Consider the following 5,336-nt stretch of genomic DNA (forward strand, 5'->3'; position numbering starts at 1 on the left):
GCACCAGCGGCAGGCGCGGCCGCCGGCTGTTGCGCCGCAGCAGCGAGCGTGAACGCCCCCAGCACGACACCCGCGAGCAGCAGGCTGCGCGGTGCGAACGAGTGTTGTTTCATGATGATCTCCCCTGGGTGGAAGCCGTTGTTCATTGCGCCATTGAGGTCGATCGGCGCCATCAGGCTTTCCGTTCATAGTCTTGCGAATTTGTCCGGACAATTGCAATCGGAAACATGCTGACATCGCCCAACGCATGGTTGTGGCCGGGCGGCCCTGTCGGCCCGTGTCAGTGTCAGCCCGCGTCAGTGCCAGCCCGCGTCAGTGCCGTGTCATCGAGTGGTCCGGGCGATCGAGAATCGCCTCCGTGAATGGAAACTCCAGCACGATCTCGCCCTCGTCGTCGGTCACCTCGATGACCGCGCTGAGCAGCGCGCCATCGGCGCCCTCGGTCTTGAGCAGTTCGCGAATCATCGCCCGCGCCATCTCCCACGCACGATCCGGATCCCGCAGGATTTCGCCGTCGGGGTCGGAGATCAGCTCGTCGCCGATACGGGTATTGAAGAAATAGCGTGGCATCGGCAGAACTCGGCTCGGTTAGTCGCTCCCGGCGCGCGGGAGCACAGATTCGTCATCAGGACCTTCGGAGGACCGCGGGGCCCCTGTCTCTTAATCCAAGATCACCATTCACTGTGTGGCGAACAACAGGAAAAAGGTCTGACGCCACCGGGTTTTGACGGGAAATGCGCGCACAAATTTGTGAGTGGCCCGGATTCGTCTTCCGCAGTGCAGCATGGCATTCCCAGGGACACCTGGCGAAAAATTTAAGTGGCGAACTTTTCCAAGCACAGTAGTTTACTTTGCAGGGCGGAAAGTTCGTCCGGTTGCAACAAGGAGAGCCAAATGGCCTGGAAAGCACCGAAGATCGTGGAAGTGTCGGTCGGCATGGAAATCAACATGTATATGTGCGCCACCCGCAAGTAAGCGGCAGCGCTCACTACACGTTTAGCGTTTTAGCGCAGGTGGACGTCCGGCGTGACGCGCTCCCGAGCAAGGGAGTGTGTTTCAAACCCGGGGTCCACCTCGTAGCGTTTTTGGGTCCGGGTTAAACTGCTCCAGGGGACGGATCATGCTTCGTGTCGTCGTCCTGGGTGCCGCAGCTGGTGGCGGCGTTCCGCAGTGGAACTGCGGATGTGCCGTGTGCAGGACGGCGCGAAGCGACCATCCCGAATTGCAGAGCACGCAAGCCTCGATCGCCGTCAGCGGTGATGGCGCGCACTGGTTCCTGGTCAACGCGTCCCCCGATCTGCGCCAGCAAGTAACTGCCACGCCGCAGCTGCACCCGAAGCCCGGCGCCTTGCGCCACAGCCCGATCGCCGGCGTCATCCTCACCAATAGTGAGATCGATGCGGTCACCGGGCTGCTGTCGATGCGCGAGGGCTCGCCGTTCAATATCTACGCGCATGAGCGGGTGCTGGCGATCCTGCGCTCGAACAGCATCTTCAACGTGCTGAGCGAAAAGAACGTGGCCCGCCTGCCGATCGCAGTCGACCAGCCCTTCGAACCAGCCCTGCCCGATGGCTTGCCGTCCGGGCTCGAAGTGCTGCCGTTCGAGGTTCCCGGCAAGGGCGCCTGGTATCTGGAGGGCAAGACGCACCCGGCGGGCGCCGACGGCGTCGGCGATACGCTCGGTCTGCGTATTGCGGACAAGCGCAGCGGCAAATACTTCTACTTCTTGGCCGCCTGCGCGCGGGTGACCGACGACCTGAAATCACGGCTCAAGGGCGCGCCGCTGGTGTTCTTCGACGGCACGGTGTGGCGCGACGACGAACTGATCGCGGCGGGGCTTGGCAACAAGACCGGCCAGGGCATGGGACATATCGCGATGTCGGGCGATCAGGGCGCGATCGCGAGCCTCGCCGGGCTCGACATCGGACGAAAAGTGTTTTTGCATATCAACAACTCCAACCCGGCGCTGCTTGGGACCTCGGCCGAACGCAAGGCGGCCGAACAGGCGGGCTGGCAGATTCCCTCCGACGGAACGGAGATCGTGCTGTGAATGTCGTGCCTACAAACGGAATGACCGCACTCTCGATCGGCAAGGGCATCATGCTCGACAGTGCCGAGGCGATGGAAGCGACGCTGCGCACGATCGGCGCGACGCGCTATCACAGCCTGCACCCGTTCCACCGCCTGCTGCACGGCGGCAAGCTCAACAAGGGCCAGGTCCAGGCCTGGGCGCTGAACCGCTATTACTACCAGAGCACGATCCCGCTGAAGGACGCGATGGTGATCTCGCGCTTCCGCGACCGCAACACAAGGATCGAATGGCGCCACCGCATCGAGGATCACGATGGCGACCTCGGCAATGAAGGCGGCATCGAGCGCTGGCTGAAGCTGACCGAAGGCCTCGGCCTCGACACGGCTTACGTGGAATCCACCGAAGGCATTCTGCCGGCGACGCGCTTCGCCGTGGAGGCCTATGTGCATTTCTGCCGCGACCGCACGCCGCTGGAGGCGATCGCCTCCTCGCTCACCGAATTGTTCGCGCCGAACCTGCACGAGGAGCGCATCTCGGGGATGTTGAAGCATTACGACTTCGTCAATCCCGACATCATGAGCTATTTCAGCCGCCGCTTGACCCAGGCGCCGCGCGACGCCGGCTTTGCGCTGGACTACGTCAAGCAGCATGCCAGGACGCCCGCCGAGCGCGAGGCGGTCTGCAACGCGCTGATCTTCAAGACCAACGTGCTGTGGGTGCAGCTCGACGCGCTGTATCACGCGTATGTCGACGGCCAGATTCCGCCCGGCGCCTTCGTGCCGAAGACGAGCTAGGAAACAAGGTCATGGCCAGCCGCAACATCAGCGTCAGCGAGACCAGCCGGCCGAAACTGCCGCGCCACACCAAGCTGAAATTCGACGAGACGCGGCAGGTCTGGGTGATCCTGGCGCCGGAGCGCGTGCTGGCGCCGGATGAAATCGCGGTCGAGGTGCTGCAGCTTTGCGACGGCGTACGCAGCGTCGCCGAGATGGTGGACCAGCTCGCGGAAAAATACGCCGCGCCACGGGAGGCGATCGCGACCGACGTGGTGGCGATGCTGCAGGACCTGGCCGACAAGGGCTTTCTCACCGAAGCGCGCGAGAGCACAGCATGAGTGACACGCTCGCCGACAACAAAACAACGACGCCGGGCCCGAACGCAGCCCCAAGCGACGGGCTCGCCGTGTTGGAGAGCCACCGCTCGGCGGCCGAGACCCACGGCATCCCGCTCGCGGTGCTCCTCGAGATCACCCACCGCTGTCCGCTGCAATGCCCGTATTGCTCCAACCCGGTCGAGCTCGACCGCGGCTCGACCGAGCTCAGCACCGACGAATGGAAGAAGGTGCTGAGCGAACTCGCCGAGCTCGGCGTGCTGCAGATCCATTTCTCCGGCGGCGAGCCGACCGCGCGCAAGGACATCGTCGAGCTGGTGCAGCACGCGACCGATGTCGGGCTCTATTCCAACCTGATCACCTCGGCGGTGCTGCTGACGAAAGACAAGCTCTCGGCGCTGGCCGATGCCGGCCTCAGCCATGTGCAGATCAGCTTCCAGGGCAACGAGCCCAGCGTCGCTGATCGTGTCGCAGGGCTGAAGGACGCGCACAAAAAGAAGCTCGAAGTCGCGAAATGGACCCGCGAGCTCGACATGCCGCTCACGGTGAATGCCGTGATGCACCGGCAGAACCTGCATCAGTTGCCCGATATCATCCAGATGGCGGTCGATCTCGACGCCGACCGGCTCGAAGTCGCCAATGTGCAGTATTACGGCTGGGCGCTGAAGAACCGTGCCGCGCTGATGCCTACCATCGAGCAGATCGAGGAAACCAGCCGGATCGTCGAGGAGGCCCAGGTACGCCTGAAGGGCACGCTCGCGATCGACTATGTCGTGCCGGACTACTACGCGCTGCGGCCGAAGAAATGCATGGGCGGCTGGGGCCGCCAGTTCTTCAACATCTCGCCGGCCGGCAAGGTGCTGCCCTGCCATGCCGCCGAAAGCATCACCGGGCTCGAATTCGAGTCGGTGCGCTCGAACCATTCGATCGCCTGGATCTGGCAGAACTCGGAAGCCTTCAACCGCTATCGCGGCACCGGCTGGATGCCGGAGCCGTGCAAGTCCTGTGAATTCCGCGAGGTCGATTACGGCGGCTGCCGCTGCCAGGCCTTTGCGTTGACCGGCGATGCCGGCAACACCGATCCGGCCTGCGCGCTGTCGCCGCGGCACGAGGAAATCTTCAAGCAGGCCGAGCGGGAATCTGCCGGCACGCAGAACCGCTTCCTCTACCGCAACTTCGCCGGCGGCACGCTGGAGACGGACGAACACCAGGACAACCCCAATGGCGCCTGACGCCGACGCCGGCAAGGCTGCCAGGCGATCCGATCCGTTTGCGCCGCTGACGTCGGAATGGCTCGATGTCGGCGACGGCCACAATCTGCATGTCGAGAGCGTCGGGCGCGAGGGCGGCATCCCCGCGGTCTATCTGCATGGCGGCCCGGGCAGCGGCTGCCAGCCGGATCATCGCCGGCTGTTCGATCCCGAGCGCTTCCACGCCGTGCTGTTCGACCAGCGCGGTTGCGGCCGCAGCCGGCCGAAGGGCAGCCGCGACCACAACACGACGCAGCATCTGATCGCGGACATGGAGAAGATCCGCGAGCGCTTCGGCTTTGCGCGCTGGATGGTGGTCGGCGGCTCCTGGGGCGCGACGCTGGCGCTGGCCTATGCGCAGGCCCATCCCGAGCGGGTCAGTGGCCTCGTGCTGCGCGCGACGTTCCTCGGCACCAGCGAAGAGCTGGAGGACGTTTTCACGCGCGCTCTGCCGCGCTTCTATCCCGGTCTCTCCGATGACTTCCTCAACTTCCTGCCCGAGAACGAGCGCGCGGCGCCGCTCGCCGCCTATTACCGCCGCATCCTCGATTCTGATGTGGCCGTGCACGCGCCGGCCGCGCGCGCCTGGCACGACACCGAACGCGTGCTGTCGGAGCACACGCCGAAGCAGACGCGGCTCGATCTCAAGGCCTCGGGCGCCCTGCCCTCAACACCGTTCATGGAGGCGCACTACTTCGCCAATGGCTGCTTCATGCGGCCGAACCAGTTGATGAAGGAGGCCGGCAAGCTCGCCGGCATTCCCGGCATCCTGGTGCAGGGCCGCTACGATCTGCTGTGTCCGCCCGCGACGTCGCACGCGCTCGCCGCGCGCTGGCCGGGCAGCGAGGTCCGCATCATCGATGGCGCGGGCCACATCCTCTACGATCCCGGCATCCGCAATGCCGTGATGAAGGCGATCGCGGATCTGGCCGCCAGAAGCTAG

Annotated in this window: 7 protein-coding genes; 6 read left to right on the plus strand and 1 reads right to left on the minus strand. The window is 64.7% G+C overall.

Going from position 1 to position 5,336, the window contains the following annotated elements; all coding sequences use genetic code 11:
- Window positions 1–312: 312 nt before the first annotated feature.
- A complete protein-coding gene (locus H8A95_RS41410) occupies window positions 313–570 on the minus strand; it encodes a DUF6894 family protein (protein ID WP_021080047.1) in 258 nt (85 codons plus the stop codon).
- Window positions 571–894: 324 nt separating this feature from the next.
- On the opposite strand from H8A95_RS41410, the gene pqqA reads away from it, so the two are divergent.
- The 6 genes from pqqA (at window position 895) to pip (ending at window position 5,336) form a co-directional block, all read left to right on the plus strand.
- A complete protein-coding gene (pqqA, locus tag H8A95_RS41415; RefSeq protein ID WP_035635412.1) occupies window positions 895–975 on the plus strand; it encodes a pyrroloquinoline quinone precursor peptide PqqA in 81 nt (26 codons plus the stop codon).
- A 145-nt stretch (window positions 976–1,120) separates the two neighbouring features.
- Window positions 1,121–2,050, plus strand: a complete 930-nt coding sequence (gene pqqB / locus H8A95_RS41420) for a pyrroloquinoline quinone biosynthesis protein PqqB (protein WP_229188232.1) — start codon at window positions 1,121–1,123, stop codon at window positions 2,048–2,050.
- A 20-nt stretch (window positions 2,051–2,070) separates the two neighbouring features.
- Window positions 2,071–2,826: a pyrroloquinoline-quinone synthase PqqC gene (gene pqqC, locus H8A95_RS41425; protein ID WP_229188233.1), complete on the plus strand. Its 756-nt coding sequence runs from the start codon at window positions 2,071–2,073 to the stop codon at window positions 2,824–2,826.
- A gap of 11 nt (window positions 2,827–2,837) precedes the next feature.
- On the plus strand, window positions 2,838–3,146 hold the full coding sequence (gene pqqD, locus H8A95_RS41430) for a pyrroloquinoline quinone biosynthesis peptide chaperone PqqD (protein ID WP_229188234.1): 309 nt from the start codon (window positions 2,838–2,840) through the stop codon (window positions 3,144–3,146).
- Window positions 3,143–4,375 (plus strand): pyrroloquinoline quinone biosynthesis protein PqqE, encoded by a 1,233-nt coding sequence (gene pqqE, locus H8A95_RS41435; protein ID WP_229188235.1) that lies wholly within the window; start codon window positions 3,143–3,145, stop codon window positions 4,373–4,375. The genes pqqD and pqqE overlap by 4 nt, the downstream gene beginning before the upstream one ends.
- Entirely contained in the window at window positions 4,365–5,336 is a 972-nt protein-coding gene (pip, locus tag H8A95_RS41440; protein ID WP_229188236.1) for a prolyl aminopeptidase, read from the plus strand. Before pqqE ends, pip begins: the two co-directional genes overlap by 11 nt.

It is taken from the genome of Bradyrhizobium oropedii (genome assembly GCF_020889685.1).
GTDB lineage: Bacteria > Pseudomonadota > Alphaproteobacteria > Rhizobiales > Xanthobacteraceae > Bradyrhizobium > Bradyrhizobium oropedii.